The organism is Kitasatospora sp. NPDC058048, from assembly GCF_042885555.1.
Taxonomy (GTDB): Bacteria; Actinomycetota; Actinomycetes; order Streptomycetales; family Streptomycetaceae; genus Kitasatospora; species Kitasatospora lactacystinica.
The window spans coordinates 110,485-136,674 of record NZ_JBHVRT010000003.1; the positions used below are offsets into that span (position 1 = coordinate 110,485).

A 26,190-nucleotide genomic window follows, 5' to 3' on the forward strand; every position below is an offset into this window, starting at 1 on the left:
CTCCGTGGACCGTTCCCGGGCTACTTGGCCTGGGCGATGTCGGTGTCGATCTGCTTGGCCGTGGCGGCCAGGCCCGCCTGGAGGTCGGTCTGCTTGCCGGACTCGTAGTCGTAGCCGAGGTTCTGCAGGGTGGTGATGTAGCTGCCGCCGTTGACGGCCGGCGGGGTGGTGCCGGAGTGGGAGTTCTTGGCGACGTTCAGGAAGGTCTTGAAGTTGTCGTCGCTCACCAGCTTCGGCGAGTCGAGCGCCTCGAAGGTGCTCGGCACGTTGTGGATCGCGTTGGCGAAGCCGACCACCGCGTCGGTGTCCGTGGTCAGGTACTTGACGAACTCCCAGGCGGCGGCCTGCTTCTTGCTGGTGCTGGCGATGCCGACGATGGTGCCGGTCTGGTAGCCGCGGCCGTAGGTGTCGGCCTGGTCGTCCGGGACGGGGAAGGCGGCGGTGGCCCACTCGAAGTCGGGCTTGTCCTTGGCGAGCGAGGCGGTGCGCCACTCGCCGTCGAGGATCATCGCGAGCTGGCCGGTGTGGAAGGGGTTCTTGGCGCTGAACTCCTCGCCGAAGGTCGCGCGGTACTTCTCCAGCTTGGTGTAGCCGCCGAGCTGGTCGACCAGGCCCTTCTGCCACTTGAGCATCGCGGCGACCTTCGGGTCGCCGGCGATGTCCGACTTGCCGTCGGCGCCGAAGTAGGTGGGGCCGTACTGGCCGAGGTAGTGCTCGGTGGTGGACTCGTAGCCGTGGTACAGCGGCATGAAGCCGAGCTGCTTGTACGAGTCGCCGTCGGGGACGGTCAGCTTGGCCACGTCCTCGGCGAACTCGCTGAAGGTCTTCGGCGGGTTGGCGATGCCGGCGTCGGCGAAGGCCTTCTTGTTGTAGTACAGGCCGTACGCGTCGCCGAGCAGCGGCAGCGAGCACTGGTTGCCCTGGAACTGGGTGTAGTTGAGCATCGTGGCCGGGAAGGTCTTGGCCGGGTCGATGCCGCTTTTCTGGAGCATCGGCTTGAGGTCGACGAAGGCCTTGGTCGAGCAGAACATGCCGACGTTGTTGGTGGTGAAGGAGGAGACCACGTCCGGCGCGTCGGCGCCGCCGGCCCGCAGGGCCTGGTTGACCTTGTCGTCCGCGAGGCTGTCCACGGCCTTGACGTGGATGGTGGGGTGGGTCTTCTCGAAGGCGGCGATGTTGTCGTTGATCGCCTTGATCTCGTTGTCCTGGCTCCAGCCGTGCCAGAAGGTGATGGTGACGTCCTTGCCGCCGGCCGATTCGTCGGAGCCGCCCGTGTCGCTGGAACCGGTGCAGGCGGAGGCGAGCAGCGCCAGGACGGCGCTGCCGGCGACGGCGGCGACGGTGCGGCGGCCTCTGCGGGAGGTGGTGGCGTGCACTTCGGGATCCTCCTGGGGGTGCGCGGGCAGGCCTCGTTGCCTCGGTTCCCGCGTTCGGGGGTTGGGGAGAGGTGGGTGCAGGTGGCGAGGTGACAGGGGGAGCGTCAGTGGGTGGAGAAGACCGCCTCGCGGGCGTCGGACAGGGCACGTTGCAGGGCGCCGAGCAGGACCGGTGAGCCGGACAGGGCACTGCTGCGGACCTCCGGCCGGGCGATGGAGATCCGTGCCAGTTCGTCCTCGACGAGAGCGCGCAGCCGCTCGCCGCCGGCGCTCGGCACCACGCCGGAGAGGACCACCAGTTGGGGGTCGACGACGGCGACGATCACCGCCAGCCCGACGGCGAGCCGCCCGGCCAGCTCGGCGAGGAAGGCGTCGCCGGCGCCCGGGAGGGCCAGCGCCTTGGCGATGGACTCCTGCGCGGTGGCCGCGCCGAGCCCGTGCTCACGGGCCAGGGCCCGGACGGCGGGAGTGCCGACCAGGGCCTGGAACCCGCCGAACTTGCGGCGGCGGGCGTCCCATTCGACCGGCGAGTCGGGCAGCGGCATGTAGCCGACCTCCCCGGCGCCGCCGGTGAAGCCGCGGTGCAGCCGCCCGGCGATCACGATCGCCGCGCCGACCCCCGCCCCGGCCCAGAGCAGGACGAAGTCCTCGAAACCGGCCGCGGCGCCCGAGGAGCGCTCGGCGACGGCGGCCAGGTTCACGTCGTTCTCGATCGACACCGGCGCGCCGATCGCCTCGGTCAGCTCCTCGACGAGTCTCGGCGAGTGCCAGCCCGGCAGGTGGGAGGCGTAGCGCAGCTTGCCGGTGACCGGGTCGGGGGCGCCGCCGACGCCGATCGCGGCGGTGCGCAGGACGCCCTCGGGCAGGCCGGCGGCCCGGACGGCCTCGGCCACCGCGGTGGCGACGGCCGGGACGGTCCCGGCGGCCGGGACGCCCTTGGTGGGCACGGTGTGCTCGGCCAGCGTGGTGCCGGTGATGTCGGCGACGGCGACCCGGATCTCGCTGTTGGTGACGTCCAGTCCGGCGACGTACCCGGCGGCCGGATTCACCTGGTACAGCCGGGCGTTGGGGCCGGGGCCGCCCGCCGTGGTGCCGACCGGCAGGACCAGCCCGGCCGCCTCAAGCCGGGCCAGCAGCTGGGAGGCGGTGGGCTTGGACAGCCCGGTGAGGGAGCCGATCTGGGTGCGCGAGAGCGGCCCGTTCTCCAGCAGGAGTTCGAGGGCGGCACGGTCGTTGATGGCGCGCAGCAGGCTGGGGGTGCCGGCGAGGGGGGCCCTGGCGGTGTTCTTGGTCATGCCCGGAATCCTCCCCTTTCGGCTGGTCGGGACGGTCCGCGGGTGTCCCCGGAGCGGGGAGCGGGCGGGCTTCGGACGAACTGTTAGGAAACTTTCCAGTCGCTTGGGAAGGACCGTAGGGCCGTGTCGGCGGAGTGTCAATGGTGGGTGGAGCGGAGGATGCCGAAGCGTTACCGGACACGACGCAAGCCCCGCACCCGGCGTACCGGGAGCGGGGCTTGCGTCGTGTCCGTACGGTCGCCGGGCTACGGCTTCGCCGCGTCGTCCGCCCCCTTCGCCGCCGGGATCGGCTCGGTCGCCCGGTAGCGCGGCGAGGCCGGGTCGGCCAGCGCGGACGGCGCGGCCTGCTCGGCGGCCGGCACCGGCGAGGGCGCGATCACCACGCCGGTCGCCCCGGCGGCGGCCGCCGGGACCTCCTCCTTGACCTTGATCCCGGCCCGGTCGAAGGCCGCCTTCAGCCGCTGGCGCAGCGCCCGGGAGACGGCGGCCGCCTTGCCCGGGGCGGTCCGGGCCTCGATCCGCAGCACCACCGAGTCCGAGGCGACCGACTCCACGCCCAGGATCGACACCGGCGCCCAGACCAGCTCGTCGTACGGGGCCTCCTTGGCCATCTCCTCGGCCGTGGCCAGGATCAGGTCCTCGACCCGGAGCAGGTCCTCCTTGTACCCGACCTGCACGTCCACCGAGGCGGTCGCCCAGCCCTGGCTCATATTGGCGATCCGCTTCACCTCGCCGTTGCGGATGTACCAGATCTCGCCGTTCGCCCCGCGCAGCTTGGTGACCCGCAGGCCGACCTCCAGCACGGTGCCGGTGGCCACCCCGGTGTCGATCTCGTCGCCGACGCCGTACTGGTCCTCCATGATCATGAAGACCCCGGAGAGGAAGTCCGTGACCAGGTTGCGGGCGCCGAAACCGATCGCCACACCGGCCACACCGGCGCTCGCCAGCAGCGGTGCCAGATTGACCCCCAGCGCGGACAGCACCATCAGCGCCGCCGTACCCAGGATCGTGAAGGAGGCGACGCTGCGCAGCACCGAGCCGATCGCCTCCGAACGCTGCTGGCGCCGCTCGGTGTTCACCACCCCGGTGTTGGCCAGCAGCCCGCCCAGCCGGCTCTCCTCCTGGTGCTCGGAGGTGCGCGCCATCCGCCCTATCAGCTGGGTGATGAGCTTGCGCACCACGGCCCGCAGCACCAGGGACAGCACGATGATGAAGACGATCCGCAGCCCCGAGGCCAGCCAGCCCTGCCAGTGGGTGTCGAACCAGCTGGCGGCCTGCCGGGTGGTCTCGGAGACCTCCTGCGCGCTGGTCGGGATCCGCAGGTCGAGCTCGGGCAGCTGCGCGGTGGGGCTTGGGGCCGGCGTCGGAGTGGTGAGCGTCGAGGACGCGTCGGACGGACCGGTGGCACCGGAGCTGAACACGTGCAGGCCTTCCTTGCCGGGTGAGTGGCGGGCCCGCACCGCCGAGGAGCGGCCCGCGGACCGTGAGCGTCAGCCTATCCGCCGCCGCATGCCCGCCCGGACCGGCCGGGAACCTCCCACGAGCGTGCCCGCGGGCGTACGGAGCGTCCCGAACGCCCCGTCAACGCCCCCGTACGCTCCCCCCGCACCCGGGCGCCGAGGCCCTCCAGGGCAGTCGGGACACTGCTCCGGACGGCCGAACCCTGCCCCCGGAGGGCCACCCGGCAGGGTCACCGGGGCGCGCCGCACCGCCACCCGGGTGCAACCCGACCTTCCCCCGGGCATACCGGCTATGACAGAGACCACACCCGGAGTTCACGTCAGGTCCGTTACACAGGAGTGGTGGCGCCGTACAAAGGCGTAAGGCGACACTGGGGGAGATCGCGCACGCGTGGCGCGATCCAACCGCTCGTCCCGGCGCGAGCCACGCGCCGCAGGCGTCCAAGGAGGCATCCGTGCCGCATGTCCTGGTCCTCAACGCGTCCTACGAGCCACTCGGCGTCGTATCGATGCGCCGCGCACTCATCCTGGTCCTCAACCACAAGGCGGTCAGCCTGGAGGACTCGGGAGTCACTCTGCACAGCGCCACCAGCGCCCTTCCGGCGCCGTCCGTCGTCCGCCTGACCCGCTTCGTGCGGGTCCCCTTCTGCGGGCCCGTCCCGCTCACCCGCCGGGCGCTGTTCGCCCGCGACCACGGCCGCTGCGTCTACTGCGGGGCCGCCGCCACCAGCGTCGACCACGTCATCCCGCGCAGCCGCGGTGGCCAGCACCGGTGGGACAACGTCGTGGCGGCCTGCCGCCGCTGCAACCACACCAAGGCCGACCGCCACCTCACCGAACTCGGCTGGCGGATGAAACGACCACCCGCGCCGCCCAGCGGCCTGGCCTGGCGCATCATCGGCACCGGGATCAAGGACCCGCGGTGGCGGCCCTACCTGGAGCCCTACGGCGGCGGCGACCAGCTGCGCGCCCCGCAGTGGGGCGAGTACGAGCACCGCGACCATACCGAGCAGCCGGTCCACCCCGTCCCGCTCGGCCGGGCGCACCCCGGCCACCCCGCCCCCGTCCGCCGCGGCGAGCAGCCCGAACCGCTCTCCGCCTGACCCCAGCTCCACAAGGGCCCGCCCGTCACACCGTCGGTACGCGCCTCATGGGCCGCCGAGCCCCCCGCACCGGGGAGCCGGCGGCCCGCCGCGTTCCGGGGCCGCCTCTTCCGAGGCCTCCCCGTCCGAGGCCTCCACCGCCGGGCCCGACCCGGCCGCTACGGCTTGGCGGCTACGGCTTGGCGGCCGCCGGGGGCGCCGCGGGGACGCCCGGCACGCCGCCGGGCTGGACGGGCTGGGCGGGCTGCCCTGCCGGAGGCTGCGGTGCGGCCGGCGGGGTCACGGCGTACAGCTCGACACCCCACAGCGAGTAGCCGTACTTGGTCGCCCGCGCCACGCCCTGCACCCGGACGTACCGGACCCCGGGCGCGTCGAAGCGCACCGTCTCGTCGCCGCCCTTGCCGTTGTCCACCGTCGCGGCGTCCGTCCAGGAGTTCCCGTCCGCCGAGACCTGGATCCGGTACGAGGCGGCGTACGCGGCCTGCCAGTGCAGCACCGCCGCGCCCAGCCGGGTCGCCTGCGGCAGCTCCAGTCGCACCCAGGCGTCGTCCTTGGGCGGCGAGGACCAGCGGGTCTTCGGATCGCCGTCGGTCACCGCCGAGGCCGGGAAGTTCGCCGTCTCGTCGCCCGAGGAGGTGGCCTTCGCGCCGGCCGCCAGGTCCGGACCGCCGGTGGGCGGCACCACGTGCACCTGGAGCACCTGCCGGACGGTGGTGGTGCCGGCCACGAACTGCACCGGCACCCGGTACGTCCCGGACGGCGTCTCCGCGGAGGCGCCCACCAGCAGCGGCACGCCCACCCGGCCGCCGCGCGGCACGGTCACCGGGCCGGCCGGGGTCACGGTCAGGCCCTTCGCGGCGGCCGGCACCTCGGTGCGCAGCTCGCCGGTGGTGCCCTCGGGGCGGCCGGCCTCCACGGTGGCCCGGGTCGTCACCGGCGCGGAGGCGCCGGTGACCACGTCCAGGGCCGGGTCGGAGAGGCTCAGCCGGGCCGCCGGGGCGTCCGAGTACCACGGGATCACCTGGTTGACCACCGGCGGGTCGCCGCCGGGCTTCCAGGTCAGCCGGAACGCGTCGGCCGGCTGCCCGCCGGCCGGCAGCTCGTTGTAGCCGGGCTGCACGGTGCCGATGTCGGCCCAGGTGCCGTCGGCCCGGCGCACCGCGACGGTGGCGGTGGCGCGCACCGCCGGGTCGGTCAGCACGGTGAGCCGGTCCAGCGGGCGGGCCGCGCCCAGCTCGACGACCAGCGGCTCGTCCAGCGCGGTCGGCGCCTTGGCGGCCCGGTACGCGGTGTCCGGGTTGCCGTCCAGCACGGCGGCGGCGGAGGAACCGGGCGCCGCGTCGGGACCGCCGCTGACGCTGGCCGGCGACTCGTCCGGGGCGGTGACGGTGAACTCGCGCACCGCGACGGCGGTCTTCTGCGCGGCGGTGGCCCGCAGCCGCACCGCCCGCACCACGGTGCCCGGCGGCAGTTGGGCGCTGACCGTCCTCTGGTTCCTGACAGTGGCGAGCTGCTTCCAGCCTCCCTCGCCGGTCGAGTACTCCAGCACCCCGTCGCGGATGTAGTCGTCCGCGGCGGACCGGGCGTCCGGGCCGTTGCCCCAGCCGCCCATCAGCACGGTCACGCCGCTGACCGGGCGGCCCGCGCCGAGGTCCAGGCCGACCGCGTCGCCGGGCTGCGGGGGAGCGGAGCTCCAGTAGAACGTGTCGGCCACGCCGTCGGTCATCAGCGCGGGCAGGTGGTCCTGCGCGGTGCCCATGGTGGTGGTCGGGGTGAGCCCGCCGCCGCCCACGCCCGCCCAGTTGTCGGCGGCGCGCACGGCGCGGTCCAGGAACGGGCCGAGCACCCCGGCACCGACAGTGGCCGGGGCCCGGTCCAGCTGCTCGCGCAGCCGGTTGAGCTCGACCCGGGCCTTCCAGGCCGCGGCGCCGTCGCCGCCGTGCTGCGCCAGCACCATGTCGAGGGCGGCCTGCCCGGCCAGCCCGTAGTCGCGCAGCGGGCCCAGCCAGGGCGCGGCCTCGCCGGCCAGCTGGGCGGTGGCCGGGGTGCCGGCCAGGGTCTGCTGGGCGGTGGCCATGGCGGCGAGGGCCTCCCGCAGCGGGGCGGCGGCCTCGATCAGCCGGGCGAGGTCGGGAGTGGCGCCGGAGGTGGGCTCGGCGGCCGCCCAGAACCGGTCCAGCAGCGGCGTCAGATAGCCGGACTCCTGCTTGGACAGCGGCGAGGAGGTGCTGTTGCCGGCCAGCGCGAGGACCGCGGACAGCGCCGTCCCGGCGGGCGTCGGGGCGGCGCCGGTCAGCCCGGCCAGCGAGCGCACGGCGGCCTGCCAGGACTCCTCCGGCTTGTACCCGGCCGGGTTCCAGGCGAAGTCGCCGGCCGTCGAGACGGCGATCCGGGAGGCCACCGGCTGCTGCATCGCGCCGGTCAGCAGCACCGCCGAGCGGGTGGCCACCTCCGGGTCGCGCCCGGTGTAGGCGCCGAGGAAGAGCCGGTCCGGGGTGGCGTCGTTGACCGGGTAGTTGTCCATGGTGAGCAGCGGGCGCCCGTACAGCCCGGCGGTGTCCGAGGCCTGGGCACCGGTGATCTTCTCCGGGATCACCCCGACCCCGCTCCAGGCCACCTGCACGCCCTCCGGCAGCGCCGCCGCCAGCGCCTTGCGGTACGGGGTGGAGCCCTGCTGGTGGTACTCGGTGGGGACGACGGACAGCGGCGCCAGGCCCGGGTTCCGCGCGATCAGCCGGTCCTGCACCTTCCGCACCAGCGCGGCCTGCGCCTTGGCGGCCGCGGCGGGCCCGGTGCCGTACTCGTCGCGGTCGTCGCCGCAGTGCCACTCGTCGTAGCTGACGTCCAGGAACTGCAGCTGGAAGGCGGTGAAACCGAGCCCCCGCAGCCCGTCCAGCTTCTTCACCAGCGCGTCCACGTCCTTGCCGGAGCTGAAGCAGAAGGACTGCCCCGGGTCGATCGCGTAACCGAGCACCACGTGGTTCTGCCGCGCCCGGAAGCCCAGTTCGCGCAACTCCTCGGCCTGGGCGGCGGGGTAGGCGTTGCGCCAGCGGGAAAGACGGTACGGGTCGTCACCGGGGGCGTAGAGGTAGAAGTTCTGCTTGGAGCGGCCCAGGAAGTCGACCTGCTCCAGGCGCTGCTGGGCGGTCCACGGGGTGCCGTAGAAGGCCTCCGCGGTGCCGCGCACCGGCGCGCCGGTCGGCCAGTCCCGCAGCGTGACCCCGGGCAGGCCGAGCCCGGCCGCACCGGGCGCCTGCCCCTGCCCGGCCGGTACGGCGGCGAGCAGCTGACGCAGGCTCTGCGCGGCGTAGAAGGTGCCGGTGGCGTCCACGCCGGCCAGCACCACGGCGCCGTACGTGCCGCCGCCCTGGGCGGGCAGCTGACCGGCCGACAGCACGTACCCGCCGGCCGGCATCCCCGCGGTCGTCGGCCCGGTGCCGTCCTTGCCGCCGGCCGCCGCGGACAGCTGCCGCAGCACCCGGTCCACCTCGCCGCCAGCGCCCTCGGCGGGCCCGCCGACGTACACCACCAGCGAACCGGCGGCCGGCGTCCCGCCGTCCGGCTGCGGCGTCACATCGCGCGCCCCGGCGACCTCCAGCACCTCGTGCACGGCCCGCACCGCGCCCTGGTCCACCTTGGGCGCGGTCACCACCGTCACGGCCGACGGCACCGTGACGGGCTTGCCCGCCACCGTCTGCTGCTGCGGCTTCGGGAACACCCTCGGGTCGGTCACGCTGCCCAGCGGCGTCTGCGGCGCGGCGCTCACCGCGTCCGGCGCCGAGACCGCCGAAGCCGCCGCGTACGCCGTCGACGGCAACGAGCCGGCCAGCAGCCCGCCGACCACCGCCGCGGCCGCGACCCCGGCCGCGATCTGCATCGTCCGCCGCCCCGGCCGGCCCGCGGCCCGCCCGGCCCGATCCGCCCGCTCCTCGCGCACCGAGGCCAGCAGCGGCTCCGTGCCCTTGAGGTCGGCGATCAGCCGGTCCGCCGTCCGCGGCGCCAGCTGACGGCACGTCCGCGCCGTCGCCCGCCGCGCCACCACCGCCGCGGGGTGCTGCAGCACCTCCCGCAACGCCGGACTCTGCTCCAACTGCGACCGCAGCCGCCGCCCGGCCGCAACGGACACTCGGGCTTGCACAGGAGCCTCCTCGCCAGGCCGGAACCACATCCCGGCAACCCCACCAGCTGGCCAATCCGGTGTCAATGTCACCGACAGCTACGCCTGGATTGCCCTGCTTCATTCCCTTGTGGAGGCCGGGGCCGACCCCTGGTGCGGAGCGGCCGTGACCAGCAGAATCGGCGTCACGATGCGACACCGTGTCAATCGTGGCCGGGGGGAAGGAACAGCGGATGGTTCCACCGTCACCGCGCCGGTGGCTGCCGGCCCTGATCGCGGTCGGCCTGATCCCCCGGCCGTTCCGTCCGGCACCGTCGTGTCGCGCTGGGTGATCGTGGTGTCACGCGGGTAGGACTGTGGCTGTCCCGACCGGGCGTTGCCGAGACATCGCAGGAGCCGCGAGTGGCCGCTTACCACGACAGTGACGGAGCCGAGCAGGTGCCGGCGCAGGACGCTCCGCCGCCGCCCGCCGAACTGGTGGCGCTGGCGCAGGCGTACGGGGTGGACACCCGGTACCCGGGGGCCGGCGGGCAGACGGTGGGGGCGCGGACGCTGGTCGCGGTGCTGGGGGCGATGGGGGTGGCGGCCGGGACGCCGCAGGAGGCGCGGGAGGCGCTGGAGCGTCACCGGGCCGGGCAGCGGGCCCGGTTGCTGCCGCCGTGCGTGGTGGTGCGGCAGGGGAGGCGGGCGGCGCTGGACGTGCCGGCGGACGCCCGGCTGCGGGTGGAGCTGGAGGACGGGGGCAGCTGGGAGCTGCCGCGGGGGCACTCGCACTGGGTGCCGGGGGACCTGCCGCTGGGGCGTCACGTGCTCACGGCGCGGAGCGGCGAACGGACGGCGAGGGCCGCGCTGATCGTCGTCCCCGAGCGGCTGCCCCAGCTGCCCGGCCGCAGCTGGGGGTTCCTCGCCCAGCTGTACTCGGTGCTGTCCGAGCGCTCGTGGGGCATGGGCGACCTCGGCGACCTGGTCGAGCTGGCCCGGTGGGCGGGGGCGGGCCTCGGCGCGGGCTTCGTGCAGATCAATCCGCTGCACCAGGCGCTTCCCGGCGCTCCCTCCGACCCGTCCCCGTACCGCCCGTCCTCGCGCCGTTTCGCCGACCCGGTGCACCTGCGGGTCGAGGACGTCCCCGAGTACGCGTACCTGACCGCAGAGCAACGGCAAAGGGCCGAGGAGCCGGCCCGGCGCGCCGCCCGGCTGCGCGAGGAGGTCCTCGGCCACGACGCGCTGATCGACCGGGACGCCATCTGGCAGCTCAAGCGCGAGGCCCTGGAGCTGCTGCACGAGGTGCCGCGCGGCCCCGGCCGCCAGGCCGAGTACGAGGCGTACCTGCGCCGTGAGGGCGAGTGGCTGCGCCGGCACGCCCTGTGGAACGCCCTCGCCGAGGAGCACGGCCCGGACCGGCAGCACTGGCCGAAGGGCCTGCGTCACCCGGACGGCGCACAGGTCGAGCAGGCGGAGAAGGAGCTCGCGGAGCGGGTCGAGTTCCACCGCTGGCTCGCCTGGCAGGTCGACCAGCAGCTCGCCCACGCCCAGCGGGCCGCCCGCGGGGCCGGCATGCCGGTCGGTCTGATCCACGACCTGGCCGTGGGCGTCCATCCGGACGGCGCGGACGCGTGGGCGCTGCAGGACGTGCTGGCCGACGGCATCTCGGTCGGCGCCCCGCCGGACGCCTTCAACGCCCACGGCCAGGACTGGGGCCTGCCGCCCTGGCGCCCGGACGCGCTCGCCGAGGCCGGTTACGCCCCGTTCGCGGAGCTGCTGCGGGCCACCGCCCGGCATGCCGGGGCGCTGCGGATCGACCATGTCATGGGCCTGTTCCGGCTCTGGTGGGTGCCGAAGGGCCATCCGCCGACCGAGGGCGCGTACGTGCGCTACGACGCGGAGGCGATGCTCGGGGTGCTGGCGCTGGAGGCGCACCGGGCCGGTACGGCGGTGATCGGCGAGGACCTCGGCACGGTGGAGCCGGGTGTGCGGGAGGAGCTGGCGGAGCGCGGGGTGCTGGGTACGTCCGTGCTCTGGTTCGAGCGGGACTGGCAGGCCGGCGGCGCGATCCTCGGCCCGGACCGCTGGCGGCCGGGCTGCCTGGCCACCCTCACCACCCACGACCTGCCCAGCACCGCGGCCCGGCTCTCCGGCGAGCACGTCGAGCTGCGGCACCGGCTGGGCCTGCTGGCCCGGCCGCTGGGGGAGGAGCAGGAACAGGCGGCGGCGGAGCTGGCGGACTGGCGGGCCGAGCTGGCCGGGCTGGGGCTGCTGGGCCCGGACGAGCCGCTGACGATGCCCGTGCTGTACCGCTTCCTGCGGGCCACCCCGGCGGAGCTGGTCGGGGTCTGGCTGCCGGACCTGGTCGGCGACCCGCGCCCGCAGAACCTGCCCGGCACCTGGGACCAGTACCCGAACTGGCGCCTGCCGGTCGCCGACGGCTCCGGCGGGCCGGTCACCCTGGAACGCCTCGCCACCGCCCCCGCCGCCGGGCTGCTGGCCCAGCTCCTCGCCCTGCCCGACTTCCTGCCCGGCTCCCTGCCCGACTCCGCCAGGCGGACCCCGACGCGCGCCGTCCCGTAAGCGGCGGGTAAGTTGGAAACGTGGACAAGAGGAATGCTTTGCGAGCCGGCGCGGTCAGCGCAACGGTCACGCTGATGATGCTGCTGTCGTCGCCCGCCATGGCCTTCACCAGGGACGACGGTGACGACCCGGGTTCCGGCCTGAGTGTCGGTGAGACCATCGGCCTGTACGTGGTGGTCCCGCTCGTCGCCTTCGCGATCATCGCCGCCCTGGCCGGTATGCCGTACGGCAGCAAGGCCAAGAAGAAGTAGCTCCTCGTAGAGGCGAGCGCCGCGTCCACCAGGACCCGCACGACCCCGAAGGGGCGCCGGACGATCCCGTCCGGCGCCCCTTCGGCTGTTAGCGCACCGTCAGCGGGCCCCCGCCGCACGGTCGGCGTCCTGGGCCTTGAGGGCGCGCTCGACGCCCGCCCGCGCCTCGACGACCTGGCGCCGCAGCGCCGGCGCCGGCTCGGCCGAGGCCAGCCACGCGTCCGTGGCCTCCAGGGTCGCGGCCGTTACCTGCAGGGCCGGGTACAGCCCGACGATGATCTGCTGCGAGATCTCGTGGCTGCGGGTCTCCCAGACGCCCTTGACCGCCGCGAAGTACTTCGCCGCGTACGGCGCGAGCAGCTCGCGCTGGTCGGACTGCTGGAAGCCGGCGATGACGGCCTCCTGCACATAGTTCGTCAGCTTGTCGGACTCCACCACCGACGCCCAGGCCTGCGCCTTGGCCTCGGCGGTCGGCCGGGCGGCGCGGCAGGTGGCCGCGTGCTCCTGGCCGGCCGCGGTGTTGTCCCGCTGCAGCTCGGCGGCGATGGCGGCCTCGTCGGCCCGGCCGGTGGCGGCGAGGCGCACCAGCAGGGTCCAGCGCAGCTCGGTGTCGACCGCGAGGCCCTTGATCTCGACCGAGCCGTCCAGCAGCCCGGCGAGCAGGCCCAGCTGACCGTCCGTACGGGCGACCGAGGCGAGGGCGCGGGCCCAGGCCAGCTGGTGGTCGCTGCCGGGCTCGGCGGCGCGCAGGTGCTCCTCCGCGGCGGCGGCCCAGCGGTCGAGGCCCTGCTCGCGCCACTGCGGGTCGGCGTAGGCGTCGAGGGCGAGCTTGACCTGGCGGTGCACGGACTGCACCACGCCGATGTCGCTCTCGCGCCCGATGCCGGACAGCGCCAGCGCCAGGTAGTCGCGGGCGGCCAGCTCGCCGTCGCGGGTCATGTCCCAGGCGGAGGCCCAGCACAGCGCGCGCGGCAGCGAGTCGGCGAAGCCGCCGAGGTGCTCGGTGACGACGGCCAGCGAGTCCTCGTCGAGCCGGATCTTGGCGTACGAGAGGTCGTCGTCGTTCAGCAGCACGACGGCCGGGCGGTGGCGGCCGACCAGCTCCGGCACCTCGGTGCGCGGGCCGTCGACGTCCAGCTCGATCCGGTCGGTGCGCACCAGCGCGTCGCCGTTCAGCTCGTACACGCCGATCGCGATGCGGTGCGGCCGCAGCACGGCCTCGCCCTTGGCGCCGGCGGGCAGCGCGGGGGCCTCCTGGAGCACCGCGAAGGACTCGATGTCGCCGTCGGTGTTCACCGTGATCGAGGGCCGCAGCACGTTGATGCCGGCGGTCTCCAGCCAGGCCTTGGACCAGGCCTTGAGGTCGCGGCCGCTGGCCTCCTCCAGGGCGCCGAGCAGGTCGCTGAGCCGGGTGTTGCCCCAGGCGTGGCGCTTGAAGTACGCCTGCACGCCCTGGAAGAACGCGTCCTGGCCGACGTACGCCACCAACTGCTTGAGCACCGAGGCGCCCTTGGCGTAGGTGATGCCGTCGAAGTTGACCTGGACGTCCTCCAGGTCGTTGATCTCCGCCATGATCGGGTGGGTGGACGGCAGCTGGTCCTGCCGGTACGCCCAGGTCTTCATCTGGTTGGCGAAGGTGGTCCAGGAGTGCGGCCACTTGGAGCCGGGGGCCTCGGCCTGGCAGACCGCCTCGGCGTAGGTCGCGAAGGACTCGTTCAGCCAGAGGTCGTTCCACCACTCCATGGTGACGAGGTCGCCGAACCACATGTGGGCGAGCTCGTGCAGGATCGTCGCGGCGCGGGCCTCGTAGGCGGCGTCGGTGACCTTGGAGCGGAACACGTACTGGTCGCGCAGGGTGACGGCGCCCGCGTTCTCCATCGCGCCGGCGTTGAACTCCGGGACGAAGAGCTGGTCGTACTTGGCGAACGGGTACGGGAAGTCGAACTTCTCCTGGAAGTAGTCGAAGCCCTGCTTGGTGACCTCGAAGACGGCCTCCGGGTCCAGGAACTCGCGCAGCGAGGGCCGGCAGTAGACGCCCAGCGGCACCTTCTGCTCGCCGTTCTCGTAGGTGTCGAAGACCCCGACGTACGGGCCGGCGACGAGCGCGGTGATGTAGCTGGAGATCCGGCCGGTGGGCTCGAAGGTCCAGACCCGGGTGTCGCCCTCGCCGACCGGTTCCGGGGTCGGCGAGTTGGAGACCACGACCCAGCCGTTCGGCGCGGTCACGGTGAACGCGAACGCGGCCTTCAGGTCGGGCTGCTCGAAGTTGGCGAAGACCCGGCGGGCGTCCGGCACCTCGAACTGGGTGTACAGGTAGGTCTCGCCGTCGACCGGGTCGACGAACCGGTGCAGGCCCTCACCGGTGTTGGTGTACTCGCAGGTCGCGACGACCCGCAGCTCGTTCTCGGCCGCCAGGCCCGGCAGCGGGATGCGGCTGTCGGCGAAGCTCGCCGGGTCGAGCCGCACGCCGTTGAGGACGACCTCCTCGACGCTCGGGGCGACGAGGTCGATGAAGGTCTCCGCGCCGGGGGTGGTGGCGGTGAACCGGACCACGGTGGTGGACCGGAAGGTACCGCCTTCACGGGCCGAACCGAGGTCGAGCTCGATGTCGTACGCGTCCACGTGGAGGAGGTCGGCCCGGGTGCGGGCCTCCTCACGGGTCAGGTTTGTGCCGGGCACTCGCTGCACTCCTTTGTCAGACTGATGCTCCGAATCCTCGCACGTCCAACGGACGGGGCGGCCGAAAAATCGCGGGCGGGGCGGGCCCGGGCGATCAGCCCGTTCCCGCCCCGCCCGCGTGGTCCGCGACGAGGGGTCATGCCCCGGTCGTCACCCGGTCGTCACCCCGGTCACCCCGGTCGTCAACCCGGTCACCCCGGTCAACCGGTTCGCCCGGGGCACCGGTCGGTTCGTCGGCCCGGCGTCACTTCTTCCACTTGGTCAGCGGACCGTCGCTGGCGCTGAAGCGGCGGAACGCGTAGACCGCGGCGCCGTCGTCCGAGATCAGGTACTCGGAGCTGCTGCTGCCGATGCCCATGCTGCTCGGCATGGTCATGGTGCCGAGGTCGGACAGTGAGCCGTCGGTCGGCGAGAGCGTCACCAGCCGGGCCGGCTTGTTGTAGCCCTGGTCGACGACCGCGCGGACCTTGCCGTCCTTGTCGGTCCCGGCCACCAGGCGCATGTCGTTGCTCGTCGAGCCGGAGGTGGCCGCCCACAGCCGCTTGCCGGTGGTCAGGTCGTAGGCGTTGATGCCCGGCTTGCCGCCGCTGACCTGGACGTACAGCGTGGTGCCGCTGACCACGTTGCGGGTGACGGCCTCGTCCTGGCCGGAGAGGCGCAGGCTGTCCGCACCGGGCTCCTTGACGGACATCTGGTTGCCCGGCTTGTTGTCCTTGTCGAACGGCAGGATGTAGTCGCCCTGCGGGCCGCTGGACATCAGCAGCACCAGCGGCTTGTCCTGGACGACCGAGTCGACCTGCTCGATGCTGCCGGTGAGGGTGATCGGGGCGCTGGTCGGCTTGCCGGTCTCGGCGTTGACGACGACCAGCTGCGACTTCGGGCCGGTGGTGCCGTAGCAGCGGTCGCTGACCGCGATCTGGACGCCGGCCGCCTTGCCGCGCACGGAGCAGTCCTTGTCGCGCGGCTGGAACTGCCAGGCCGGCTGGCCGTTGGCGATGTTCAGGGCGCCGACCATGTTGCCGCCGACGGCGACCACGTTCTCGGTGACGCTGAGGGTCGGCGAGGACATCCGGTCGGCCGAGACCTTGACGCTCCAGAGCAGCTTGCCCTGGGTCAGGTCGACGGCGCCGACGGTGGAGCAGTCGCTGTCACCGGTGTTGAAGGAGACGGCGGCGACGCCCTTGGAGTTGGCGCCGTAGGAGGCGGTGCACAGCTCCTTGCTGCCGGCCGGGACGGGAACGGTCCAGGCCTCCTTGCCGTCGCTCAGGTTGTAGGCCTTGATACCCGAACCGTCGACGCGCACGGCGAGCTTGTCGGTGCCCCAGACGCCGAGCAGCTGGGTCGAGGTGTCGGCGCCGGCCGGCTTGGGGACGCTCCAGGCGACGTTGTAGCTGCCGCCCTTGGGCCCGGGGCCGGGGGTCGGGCCGCTGCTGGTGCCGCCGTTGTCGGTGGTGCCGCCGCTGTCTGCGGCGACCGGGCCCGGGGCCGGGTCGGGGGACGGGTCGGGGTCCTTGAGCAGGACGACCAGGGCGACCACGATCGAGATCGCCAGCACACCGCCGATGATCCCGCCCCACAGCATCACGGGGTTGCGCTGCTTGGGCGGCACGGGCGCGACGGGGTAGCTGTACCCGGGCTGCTGCTGCGGGTAGTTGTAGCCGCCGGTGTTGTAGGCCTGCCCGGCGTTCGGGGCGCCGTACGGGGAACCGGGGACCGGGTCGTACGGGCCGAGCGGGGCGGCGCCGGGCGGCGGCGGGGCCTGGCTGGGGAACCCGGCCGCGGTCGGCGCGTACGCCGCGTACTCCGGGCTGCCGGCGGGCGGCTGCGCGGGCGGCGTCGGCGGTTGGGCGGGCGGCGGGCCCGCGGGCGCGGCCGGGCCCGGGACGGCCGCGCCGTCGAGCTGCGTCATCTGGTCCGCGACGGCGGCCGGATCCACACCGCCGCCCGGCGGGCGCCCGAACGAGACGCCCCGGTTGTCCTGCGGACCGTTGCCGGGCGTTTCGCCTGACCCCGGCGTAGGGTGATCCCCTGCCATCTGATTCCCCGTCATGTCTGGAAGCGTCCCCTTGCCGGTGCCGTCCACGGCTCCGAGGGGACGGGTGAGAATTGGGCACCATGCTAATGGTGTGTCGTTTTCGGCCGCCGCCAGGAGAGCCGATCCCCGTCTCCGCAGGTCCGGGCCGCGCAACACCTTCACCCCCCGATCACCGCGCCGCCACGCCCGCGCCCCGGCGCTCCGGTCCGCGCCGGTCGGCCGCCGTCCGCGCCCGGGGCCCCGCCCGCCCCGGCCGGGACCACCGGCCGGGACCCCTGCCCGGGCCCCCGGGCCGTACCCTTCAGGAGTTGAAGGGGACGCCCGGCGGAGGGGTCCCCGCCCTGGGAGGGTGGATCATGTCGACGGACACACCGGGCTCGCAGTCGTCGCTGCACCGGGCGAACCTGGAACGGGTGCTCCGCGCGGTGCGGATGGCCGGCTCGCTGACCCAGGCCGAGATCGCCCGCGGCACCGGACTGTCCGCGGCCACCGTGTCCAACATCGTGCGGGAGTTGAAGGAGAGCGGCACCGTCGTGGTCGCCGACACCTCCTCCGGCGGCCGCCGCGCGCGCAGCGTCTCGCTCAGCGGGGACGCCGGCATCGTGGTCGGCATCGACTTCGGCCACACCCACCTGCGCGTCGCGGTCGGCAACCTGGCCCACCGGGTGCTGGCCGAGGAGAGCGCCCCGATCGACGTCGACGTCTCCGCCCAGCAGGGCTTCGACCGCGCCGAGGCGATGGTCGAGCGGCTGCTGGCGCAGGCCGGGTTCCGCCCCGACAAGGTGATCGGCGTCGGCCTCGGGGTGCCCGGCCCGATCGACCTGGAGACCGGCGCGCTCGGCTCCACCGCGATCCTGCCCGGCTGGACGGGCATCGCCCCGGGCCGGGAGCTGACCGAGCGGCTCGGCATGCCGGTGCACGTGGACAACGACGCCAACCTGGGCGCGCTCGGCGAGCTGGTCTGGGGCGCCGGCCGCGGGCTGAGCGACCTCGCCTACATCAAGGTCGCCAGCGGCGTCGGCGCCGGGCTGGTGGTGAACGGGCAGATCTACCGCGGGCCGGGCGGCACCGCGGGTGAGATCGGGCACATCACCCTGGACGAGGCCGGGCCGGTCTGCCGCTGCGGCAACCGTGGCTGCCTGGAGACCTTCGTCGGCTCCCGCTACCTGCTCTCGCTGCTCGTCCCCACCCTCGGCCCGGACCTCAGCCTGCCCCGGGTGGTCGAGCTGGCCCAGCAGGGCGACCTCGGCTGCCGCCGGGTGATCGCCGACGCGGGCCGGCAGATCGGCACCGGCGTCGCCACCCTGTGCAACCTGCTCAACCCGCGCCGGGTGATCCTCGGCGGGGACCTCGCCGAGGCCGGCGAGCTGGTGCTCGCCCCGATCCGCGACTCGGTGGCCCGCTACGCGATCCCGAGCGCCGCCCGTCAGCTCTCGGTCGTCCCCGGCACGCTCGGCGGCCGGGCCGAGGTGCTCGGGGCGCTGGCCCTGGTGATGAGCGAGATGGGGGAGTCCGGCCCGCTCGGCCGCGCCTGACGCCGCCGGCCGGCGCACCTCGGTCGGCGCACCGTGGCCGGCGCACCGTGGACGGGGGCGTCCCGGACGTCCCGTCCTGAACGTCCCGTCCCGGACGGTCGGCTCCGCCCGGATAAGCATGGTCGAACGCCAGTGCGTCAATCCGGCGTGACCCGCCTCCCCCGCCCGACCTCCCGGAATGGCGGTAACCGAACCGTGGCACCGGGCGCGCCGCTCGGCGTCCGGGAGGCGGACATTAGACTCGACCGGTCGGCCCCGGCCGGGACCGCCGGCGTGGCACCGGACCGGGCAGCGACGCCCGTCGGACTTTCCGTGGTCCGCGAACACTGAACGAGGAGGAACGGGTGGCCCTGCTGACCCGCATTCGGGGACCGCGCGATCTCGACCGGCTCACGCCCGGACAGCTGGCCGCACTGGCCCAGGAGATCCGGACCTTCCTGGTGACCGAGGTCTCCAAGACGGGTGGCCACCTCGGGCCCAACCTCGGCGTGGTGGAGCTGACCATCGCGCTGCACCGGGTCTTCGACTCGCCGCGCGACCGCATCCTCTTCGACACCGGCCACCAGAGCTACGTCCACAAGCTGCTCACCGGCCGCCAGGACTTCTCCCGGCTACGGATGAAGGGCGGCCTGTCCGGCTACCCGTCCCGCGCCGAGTCCGAGCACGACGTGATCGAGAACTCGCACGCCTCCACCGTCCTCTCCTACGCCGACGGCCTGGCCAAGGCCAACCAGATCCTGGGCAAGAACGACCCGGTCGTCGCCGTCATCGGTGACGGCGCGCTCACCGGCGGCATGGCCTGGGAGGCGCTGAACAACATCGCCGACGCCGAGGACCGCCCGCTCGTCATCGTCGTCAACGACAACGAGCGCTCGTACTCGCCGACCATCGGCGGCCTGGCCAACCACCTCGCCACCCTGCGCACCACCCAGGGCTACGAGCGGTTCCTGTCCTGGGGCAAGGACGCGCTCCAGCGCACCCCGGTGGTCGGCCAGCAGCTGTTCGAGACGCTGCACGGCGCCAAGAAGGGCCTCAAGGACTTCATCGCCCCGCAGGGCATGTTCGAGGACCTCGGCCTCAAGTACATCGGCCCGATCGACGGCCACGACATGACCGCCCTGGAGTCCGCGCTGACCAAGGCGCGCGGCTTCGGCGGCCCGGTGATCGTGCACTGCCTCACCGAGAAGGGCCGCGGCTACCACGCCGCCGAGAACAACGACGAGGACCGCTTCCACGCGGTCGGCAAGATCCACCCGGAGACCGGCCTGCCGATCCAGAGCGGCGGCGGGCGGAGCTGGACCTCGGTCTTCGCCGAGGAGATGGTCGCGCTCGGCCACGAGCGCGAGGACATCGTCGGCATCACCGCCGCCATGCTCCACCCGGTGGGCCTGGCCCCGTTCGCCGAGGCCTTCCCGGACCGCATCTTCGACGTCGGCATCGCCGAGCAGCACGCCGTCACCAGCGCGGCCGGCCTGGCCACCAACGGCCTGCACCCGGTGTTCGCGGTCTACGCGACCTTCCTCAACCGGGCCTTCGACCAGGTGCTGATGGACGTCGCCCTGCACAGGCTGGGCGTCACCTTCGTCCTGGACCGGGCCGGCGTCACCGGTGACGACGGGGCCTCGCACAACGGCATGTGGGACATGTCGATGCTGCAGCTCATCCCGTCCCTGCGGCTGGCCGCCCCGCGCGACGCCGAGCAGGTCCGCGCCCAGCTGCGCGAGGCCGTCGAGGTCAAGGACGCCCCGACCGTGGTCCGCTACTCCAAGGGCACGGTCGGCCCGGCCGTCCCCGCGGTCGGCCGGATCGGCGGCATGGACGTGCTGCGCGCCGCCGAGGAGCCCTCCGGCGCCCACCGCGCCGACGTGCTGATCGTCTCGGTCGGTGCGATGGCCCCCACCAGCCTGGAGGTCGCCGACCTGCTGGCCGCCCGGGGCATCACCGCCACCGTGGTGGACCCGCGCTGGGTCAAGCCGGTGGACCGGGCCCTGCCGGGCCTGGCGGCCGAGCACCGGGTGGTCGTCACCATCGAGGACAACGGCCGGGTGGGCGGCGTCGGCGCGGCCGTGGCGCAGGCGCTGCGGGACGCGGACGTGGACCTGCCGGTGCGCGACTTCGGCATCCCGCAGGAGTTCCTGGACCACGCCAGCCGGGCCGAGATCCTGGCCGAGATCGGCCTGAACGCCCCGGACATCGCCCGAAAGGTGACGGCGCTGGTCGCCAAGCTGGACGCGGCGCCGGTCGAGGCCTGACCGGAGGCCGTCCGAGCGGAGCGGTCCCGCTCCGTTGACGACCATTTGTCGTAACTCCGTAACAGTTCGTCACGGAACAAGCTGACAATCGCACTGAAAGGCGGGACCGGCGCCATCGGCGCCGATCCCGCCCGGTAGGTTGTCATCCGTGCCGACCCCCACCCGCCTCCGCCTCACCGGACTGGCCGAGCGCCTGCCCGAGCGCGTCCGTACCCGTCTGCTGACCGGGTACTGGACCAGGCTGGTGCCGGTGCTCGCGCTGGTCGCGCTGGTCACCCACATCCCCTCCTTCGCCCGGCCCGTCTGGAGCCCGGACGAGGGCTTCCTGGCGACCCAGGCCCGGATGCTGGCGGACGGCGGCGTGCTGTACGACACCGTGGTGGACCGCAAGCCCCCGCTGCTGCCCTGGCTCTACCAGGCCTGCTTCGCGGTCTTCGGCTCAGCCTCGCTCTGGCCGCTGCGCACCCTGGCGGTGGTGGCCCACCTGGTCACGGCGATCCTGCTGGCCTCGATCGCCCGCGGCCGCTGGGGCAACCGGGCCGGGGCCGGGGCCGGACTGCTCTACCTGCTGGTCTCCATCGGGCTCTCCCCGGAGGACACCCAGGCGGCGACCTTCGAGGTCTTCATGCTGCCCGCCATGGTGGCCGCCTTCCGGTACGCCGAACGGCGCCGCTGGCTGGCCGCGGGCATCGCGGTCGCCCTGTGCTCACTGACCAAGCAGACCGGCGGCGCGGTGCTGCTGCCGGTGCTCTGGATGCTCTTCCAGGACACCCGTCGGCGCGGGGTGCGCTGGCCGCCCGCGCTGTTCAAGATCGGGTTCGGCTTCACCCTGCCGATAGCGCTGGTCGCGGTGATCCTCACCAAGCCCAAGGGCTTCCTCTTCTGGGTGGTCACCGGCAGCGGCGACTACGCCTCCTTCGGCGGAGCCTGGCTCCAGATGCTCGGCCGGGCCCTCGGCAACTCGGCCATCCTGGTCGGGGCCGGCCTGGGGTTCCTGCTCCCGGTCGGGCGCAGGCTCTGGCTCAAGTACCGCCACCGCCCGCTGCCGGTGGCCGGCGAGGAGCACGGCTCGACCACCGACCTGTGGGTCTGGCTGCTCTCCTCGGTGGTCGCGGTCAGCGTGGGCTTCCACTTCTTCGGCCACTACTACCTCCAGCTGATGCCGCCGCTGGTGCTGCTGGGCACCGGGGCGATCGCCACCTCGGCGATCCGCTGGAAGCCCGTCCTGGCGTACACCACGGTCGCCGCCACGGTGTTCTGGAGCCTGGCACTGGCCTGGCCGGGGGAGCGGCTCAACCGCACCACCGAGGTCGCCACCGCCGTCGCCGCCCAGACCACCCCCAAGGACACCGTCCTGGTCTGGGGCATGCACCCCGAGCTGTACTGGCTGGCCGACCGCAAGCCCGCCACCCGCTACCTGACCGCGGGCTTCCTCACCAACTACAGCGGCGGCAAGGACGGCAACCAGAACGTCGGCGAGCAGTTCAGCGTCGCCAACGCCTGGCAGACCTTCGACAAGGAGCTGGCCAACGGCCTGCCCGAGGTCGTGGTCGACGACTCCGGCATCGCCCCGTACCAGCCGGTCATGGTCCCCCGGATCGAGAACCTGCTGGACACCCACTACGAGATGGTCGGCGTCTTCGCCGACACCGTGGTCTACCGCCTCAAGCACTGAGACGCCCGCGTCCGGGCGGCCGGGCGGCAGCGCCGTCCACACCCGCTCCAGCGGCGACGCCGTGCACAGCCCCGTCTCGGCGGCAACCCCGTACACAGCGTGCCCCGGCGGCAACCCCGTACACACCGAGGAGCCCCGGTGACCAGCTGGTCACCGGGGCTCCTCCGTGTTCCGGGTACGGGCCGCGCCTAGGCGGGCACCGAGGCCACGCCGGGGGCGAGGAAGGTCTTGCCGTTCACCCGCTCCGAGACGCCCTCACGGTCCAGGTACGGGGTGATCCCGCCCAGGTGGAAGGGCCAGCCGGCACCGGTGATCATGCAGAGGTCGATGTCCTGCGCCTCGGCGACGACACCCTCCTCCAGCATCAGGCCGATCTCCTGCGCCACGGCGTCCAGGGCGCGGGCGCGGACCTGCTCCTCGGTGAGCACCGAGTCGCCGAAGGAGAGCAGCTCCAGCACCTCGGGGTCGAGGACCTGCTGCCCGTCCGTCCAGGTGTAGAAGCCGCGCTTGCCGGCCTTGACCACCTTGGCGAGGTTCTCCGAGACGGTGAACCGCTCCGGGAAGGCGCCGTGCAGGGTCTCCGAGACGTGCAGGGCGATGGCCGGGCCGACCAGCTCCAGCAGCACGATCGGGGACATCGGCAGGCCGAGCGGCTCGACGGCCTTCTCGACGTCGGCGATCGGGGTGCCCTCGTCGATGATGCCCTGGATCTCGCCCATGAAGCGGGTCAGGATCCGGTTCACCACGAACGCCGGGGCGTCCTTGCAGAGCACCGAGGTCTTCTTCAGCTTCTTCGACACGGCGAAGGCGGTGGCCAGCGCGGCGTCGTCGGTGCTGTCGCCGCGGACGATCTCCAGCAGCGGCAGGATCGCGACCGGGTTGAAGAAGTGGAAGCCGACGACCCGCTCGGGGTGCTTCAGCTTCGAGGCCATCTCGGTGACCGACAGCGAGGAGGTGTTGGTCGCCAGCACGCAGGTCGGCGAGACCACGTTCTCCAGGTCCGCGAAGACGGCCTGCTTGACGCCCATCTCCTCGAACACGGCCTCGATGACGAAGTCCGCGTCGCCGAAGGCGGCGGCCTTGTCCAGCGAGCCGGAGACCAGGCCCTTGAGGCGGTTGGCCTTGTCCTGGCTGATCCGGCCCTTGCCGAGCAGCTTGTCGATCTCGGCGTGGACGTAGCCGACGCCCTTGTCGACACGCGCCTGGTCGATGTCGGTGAGGACCACCGGCACCTCCAGACGGCGGGCGAACAGCAGCGCCAGCTGCGAGGCCATCAGACCGGCGCCGACGACGCCGACCTTGGTGACCGGGCGGGCCAGCGACTTGTCCGGCGCGCCGACCGGGCGCTTGGCCCGGCGCTGCACCAGGTTGAAGGCGTAGATGCCGCTGCGCAGCTCGCCGCTCATGATGAGGTCGGCCAGGGCCGTGTCCTCGGCGTCGAAGCCGGCCTGCAGGCTCGCCTTGTCGGCGAGGTCGAAGTCCTTGGCGGCGGCGATGATGTCCAGCGCCCGGTACGCGGCCGGAGCGGCGCCGTGCACCTTGGCGTCGGCGACCATGCGGCCCCAGAGGACGGCGTCGTCCCAGGCCTTGCCGCGGTCGATCGCCTCGCGCTCGACGACGACGTCGCCCTTGAGGACCTTGGCGGCCCAGAGCAGCGACTGCTCCAGGAAGTCGGCCGGCTCGAAGATCGCGTCGGCGATCCCCAGCTCGAACACGTCCTTGCCCTTGAGCTGCTTGTTCTGGTTCATCGAGTTCTCGATGATGACCTTGACGGCGTTACCAGCACCCACCAGGTTCGGCAGGATGGTGCAGCCGCCCCAGCCGGGGACGAGGCCGAGGAAGACCTCGGGCAGCGAGAAGGCCGGGACGCCCGCCGACACCGTGCGGTAGTCGCAGTGCAGGCCGACCTCGACGCCGCCGCCCATCGCCGCGCCGTTGTAGAAGGCGAAGGTGGGGACGGGCAGCGAGGCGATCCGCTTGAAGACGTCGTGGCCGCCCTTGCCGATGGCCAGCGCGTCCGCGTGCTCCGTGAGCAGCTCGACGCCCTTGAGGTCGGCGCCGACCGCGAAGATGAACGGCTTGCCGGTGATCGCGGCACCGACGATCGCGCCCTCGGCGGCCTCGGCCTCGACCTGGTCCAGCGCCTCGTTCAGCTTGAGCAGCGAGCCCGGGCCGAAGGTGGTCGGCTTGGTGTGGTCGAAGCCGTTGTCCAGGGTGATCAGGGCCAGCCGGCCGGCCTGCAGCGGCAGGTCGAGGTGGCGGACGTGCGCGGTCGTGACGACCTCGCCCGGGAAGAGCTCGGCGCCGCGGGTCAGCAGCTCAGTGGTGTTGGCCATGGTCACTTACCACCCTCGACCTGAGACGACGTTTCCGCTCCGCTCCAATGCGGGTTCTCCCAGATGATCGTGCCGCCCATGCCGAAGCCGATGCACATCGTGGTGAGGCCGTAGCGGACCTCCGGGCGCTGCTCGAAGCGGCGGGCCAGCTGGTTCATCAGGCGCACGCCGGAGGAGGCCAGCGGGTGGCCGAAGGCGATCGCGCCGCCGTACGGGTTGACCCGCTCGTCGTCGTCCGCGATGCCGAAGTGGTCCAGGAAGGCCAGGACCTGGACGGCGAAGGCCTCGTTGACCTCGAAGGCCTGGATGTCGTCGATGGTCAGACCGGCCTTGGCCAGCGCCTTCTCGGTGGCCGGCACCGGGCCGACACCCATGACCTCGGGCTCGACGCCCGCGAAGGCGAACGAGACCAGGCGCATCTTCACCGGGAGGCCGAGCTCCTCGGCGACGTCCTCGGCGGCCAGCAGCGAGGCGGTGGCACCGTCGTTCAGACCGGCCGAGTTGCCCGCGGTGATGTTGCCGTGCGGGCGGAACGGGGTCTTGAGGCCCGCCAGGTTCTCCATCGTGGTGCCCGGGCGCATCGGCTCGTCCACGGTGGCCAGGCCCCAGCCGGTCTCGCCGACCTCGGGGTTGGTGTTGCGGATCGTGATCGGCACCAGGTCGGGCTGGATGTCGCCGTTGGCGTACGCCTTGGCGGCCTTCTCCTGCGAGCGCACGGCGTAGGCGTCGCAGCGCTCCTTGGTCAGGTGCGGGAACCGGTCGTGCAGGTTCTCCGCGGTCATGCCCATGAACAGGGCGGACTCGTCGACCAGCTTCTCGGAGACGAAGCGCGGGTTCGGGTCGACGCCCTCGCCCATGGGGTGGCGGCCCATGTGCTCGACGCCGCCGGCCACGACCACGTCGTACGCGCCGAAGGCGATGCCGCCCGCGGTGGCGGTCACGGCGGTCAGCGCGCCGGCGCACATGCGGTCGATCGAGTAGCCCGGCACGGACTTCGGCAGGCCGGCCAGCAGGGCTGCGGTGCGCCCGATGGTCAGACCCTGGTCGCCGATCTGCGTGGTGGCCGCGACGGCGACCTCGTCGATGCGCTCGACGGGCAGGTTCGGGTTACGGCGCACGAGCTCCCGGATGCACTTGACGACCAGGTCGTCGGCGCGGGTCTCGTGGTAGATGCCCTTCGGGCCGGCCTTGCCGAACGGGGTGCGGACGCCATCGACGAAGACGACGTCCCTCGCGGTACGAGGCACGGGGGCTCTCCTCCCAGGGACCAACATTTAGGTGGGCGGGCTGCCGCCGTCGAAGACCCGAGCGGCGCCGCATCACGGCCATGCTACCCGCCGGTAACCAACCTGCCCAGGCCCCTCGGAGGGATCTGACCATGTGTCTCCCGACACGTTCCCCGGCCGTCCGACCAGGAGCGCCGTTCCCGGGTACGGCGAAGGGGATGTCGCCCGTACGGACGACATCCCCTTCCCGTGTTGCCGGATCGGCCCGGACCGCGACCGGCCCGC

13 protein-coding genes and 1 pseudogene are annotated in these 26,190 nt (G+C 73.2%); 6 read left to right on the forward strand and 8 right to left on the reverse strand.

Features of this window, described 5'->3' with window-relative positions; translation table 11 throughout:
• Positions 1–20 precede the first annotated feature (20 nt).
• From ACFVVA_RS04275 to ACFVVA_RS04285, 3 genes are all read right to left on the reverse strand, one after another.
• Positions 21–1,376 (reverse strand): ABC transporter substrate-binding protein, encoded by a 1,356-nt coding sequence (locus tag ACFVVA_RS04275; protein ID WP_387685545.1) that lies wholly within the window; start codon positions 1,374–1,376, stop codon positions 21–23.
• Positions 1,377–1,480: 104 nt separating this feature from the next.
• Positions 1,481–2,671, reverse strand: a complete 1,191-nt coding sequence (locus ACFVVA_RS04280) for an ROK family protein (RefSeq protein ID WP_387685547.1) — start codon at positions 2,669–2,671, stop codon at positions 1,481–1,483.
• 245 nt (positions 2,672–2,916) lie between these two features.
• On the reverse strand, positions 2,917–4,092 hold the full coding sequence (locus ACFVVA_RS04285; RefSeq protein WP_387685549.1) for a mechanosensitive ion channel family protein: 1,176 nt from the start codon (positions 4,090–4,092) through the stop codon (positions 2,917–2,919).
• A 494-nt stretch (positions 4,093–4,586) separates the two neighbouring features.
• On the opposite strand from ACFVVA_RS04285, the pseudogene ACFVVA_RS04290 reads away from it, so the two are divergent.
• Positions 4,587–5,090, forward strand: a pseudogene (locus ACFVVA_RS04290) (HNH endonuclease); the annotation flags it as partial.
• 316 nt (positions 5,091–5,406) lie between these two features.
• Here ACFVVA_RS04290 and ACFVVA_RS04295 read toward each other — a convergent pair.
• Positions 5,407–9,372, reverse strand: a complete 3,966-nt coding sequence (locus ACFVVA_RS04295; RefSeq protein ID WP_387685551.1) for a beta-N-acetylglucosaminidase domain-containing protein — start codon at positions 9,370–9,372, stop codon at positions 5,407–5,409.
• 381 nt (positions 9,373–9,753) lie between these two features.
• Here ACFVVA_RS04295 and malQ point away from each other — a divergent pair, with 381 nt between their 5' ends.
• Positions 9,754–11,916 carry a 4-alpha-glucanotransferase gene (gene malQ, locus ACFVVA_RS04300; protein WP_387685553.1) on the forward strand — a complete coding sequence of 721 codons (2,163 nt, stop codon included), beginning with the start codon at positions 9,754–9,756 and terminating at the stop codon, positions 11,914–11,916.
• 20 nt (positions 11,917–11,936) lie between these two features.
• Positions 11,937–12,167 carry a hypothetical protein gene (locus ACFVVA_RS04305; protein WP_387685556.1) on the forward strand — a complete coding sequence of 77 codons (231 nt, stop codon included), beginning with the start codon at positions 11,937–11,939 and terminating at the stop codon, positions 12,165–12,167.
• Positions 12,168–12,266: 99 nt separating this feature from the next.
• On the opposite strand, the gene pepN is transcribed toward ACFVVA_RS04305, so the two are convergent.
• Entirely contained in the window at positions 12,267–14,846 is a 2,580-nt protein-coding gene (gene pepN, locus ACFVVA_RS04310) for an aminopeptidase N (RefSeq protein WP_387685558.1), read from the reverse strand.
• 244 nt (positions 14,847–15,090) lie between these two features.
• Positions 15,091–16,755 (reverse strand): PQQ-binding-like beta-propeller repeat protein, encoded by a 1,665-nt coding sequence (locus ACFVVA_RS04315; protein WP_387685560.1) that lies wholly within the window; start codon positions 16,753–16,755, stop codon positions 15,091–15,093.
• 482 nt (positions 16,756–17,237) lie between these two features.
• On the opposite strand from ACFVVA_RS04315, the gene ACFVVA_RS04320 reads away from it, so the two are divergent.
• From ACFVVA_RS04320 to ACFVVA_RS04330, 3 genes are all read left to right on the forward strand, one after another.
• The gene (locus tag ACFVVA_RS04320; RefSeq protein ID WP_387685562.1) at positions 17,238–18,416 is read left to right on the forward strand and encodes an ROK family protein; all 1,179 of its coding nucleotides are present in this window, start codon (positions 17,238–17,240) and stop codon (positions 18,414–18,416) included.
• 344 nt (positions 18,417–18,760) lie between these two features.
• The gene (dxs, locus tag ACFVVA_RS04325; RefSeq protein ID WP_359910914.1) at positions 18,761–20,668 is read left to right on the forward strand and encodes a 1-deoxy-D-xylulose-5-phosphate synthase; all 1,908 of its coding nucleotides are present in this window, start codon (positions 18,761–18,763) and stop codon (positions 20,666–20,668) included.
• Between the two features lie 148 nt (positions 20,669–20,816).
• Entirely contained in the window at positions 20,817–22,343 is a 1,527-nt protein-coding gene (locus ACFVVA_RS04330; protein WP_387685565.1) for an ArnT family glycosyltransferase, read from the forward strand.
• Positions 22,344–22,531: 188 nt separating this feature from the next.
• Here the strand turns inward: ACFVVA_RS04330 and ACFVVA_RS04335 are convergent, their stop codons facing one another.
• Together ACFVVA_RS04335 and ACFVVA_RS04340 are read right to left on the reverse strand one after the other, a co-directional pair.
• On the reverse strand, positions 22,532–24,679 hold the full coding sequence (locus tag ACFVVA_RS04335; RefSeq protein ID WP_387685567.1) for a 3-hydroxyacyl-CoA dehydrogenase NAD-binding domain-containing protein: 2,148 nt from the start codon (positions 24,677–24,679) through the stop codon (positions 22,532–22,534).
• 2 nt (positions 24,680–24,681) lie between these two features.
• Positions 24,682–25,926 (reverse strand): thiolase family protein, encoded by a 1,245-nt coding sequence (locus tag ACFVVA_RS04340; RefSeq protein WP_387685569.1) that lies wholly within the window; start codon positions 25,924–25,926, stop codon positions 24,682–24,684.
• Positions 25,927–26,190: the final 264 nt, after the last annotated feature.